Annotated in this window: 1 protein-coding gene and 1 pseudogene; one reads left to right on the forward strand and one right to left on the reverse strand. The window is 67.0% G+C overall.

Translation table 11 applies throughout. The features are described 5' to 3' along the window. Positions 1-595 (forward strand): LysR substrate-binding domain-containing protein (locus EOD07_RS35460; RefSeq protein ID WP_127238440.1); only part of this gene is annotated, 595 nt, incomplete at its 5' end. Positions 596-868: 273 nt separating this feature from the next. On the opposite strand, the pseudogene EOD07_RS35465 reads toward EOD07_RS35460, so the two are convergent. Beyond that, a pseudogene (locus tag EOD07_RS35465) lies at positions 869-1,068 on the reverse strand (dihydrofolate reductase); the annotation flags it as partial.

A 1,068-nucleotide genomic window follows, 5' to 3' on the forward strand; every position in this document is an offset into this window, starting at 1 on the left:
TGCCGGGCGGGTGCGGGTCGGCGTGCCTTACGATCTTGTCGGCACGCTGCTCGCGCCTGTGCTGAAGGCCTATGCCGAAGCCTATCCGCAGGTCGAAATTTCGCTGGTCTGCGCTTCCTCGCCGGAACTTGCGGCGGCCCTGGCGGCGGGCACCATCGACCTTGCCGTCATCGAGGAGCGCACCGGTCCCACCGCGGGCGAATGCCTGCTTGTCGACCGGCTGGTCTGGGTCGGCGCCAGAGGCGGGGCGGCAAGGCTCAAGCGGCCGCTGCCGGTTTCCATCGTCGCTGACACCTGCGCCTTCCGGCCGGCGGTGCTGGCGGCACTTGGCGAGCACGGACTCGACTGGCGCACCGTGTTCGAGAACGGCAACATCGATGCGACCACCGCCACGGTGCGGTCGGACCTCGCCGTGACCGCTTGGCTTGCCTCGACGGTGCCGGCCGATCTCGACATCCTGTCCGATGCTGGCCTTCCAGCGCTGCCGAATTTCTCCGTCAACCTGCATCTGCCGAAGCACGCCACGGCGCCGGCCGCGCAGGCTTTTGCCGGCCATATCCGCGAGGGGCTTTCGCGCTATCGCCAGGCAGCGTGAGCGCTGGTCGACCCCCACTCCGTCTCGGCTTCGCCGGGCCACCTCTCCCCCGATCGACGGGGTAGAGGAAACGCGCCAAGCCTTTTGCCGTCAACGCTCGTCCAGCAAGGCTCCCTTCCTTTCCCTCCGGAGGGGGAAAGGTGGCGCTGCGAAGCAGCGACGGATTGGGGGAACCACCTGGCGATCAAGCCTCGGCCTGATCAGTCACGCCAGTCACGGAAAATGTGTGCATGGCGTAGCGCTTTGCTGGATGCGAGGAAACAAGCCTGGACGCTACTTCCAGGTCCTGCGCCGTTCGAGCTCGGCTTGCGAAGGCTCCTGCTGGGCGAACGAGCCCGTACGGATTTCGCCTCCGCGCTCATAGGTCGCCATGATGACGCCGGTGGTGGAAGCCTGCGATTTGACGAGCTTGAAGGCGGCCGGCATCGCGTTGTCGCCGAACAGCCGCTTGCCCTTGCCCAGCACCAGCGGGA

Source organism: Mesorhizobium sp. M2C.T.Ca.TU.002.02.1.1, assembly GCF_003997225.1.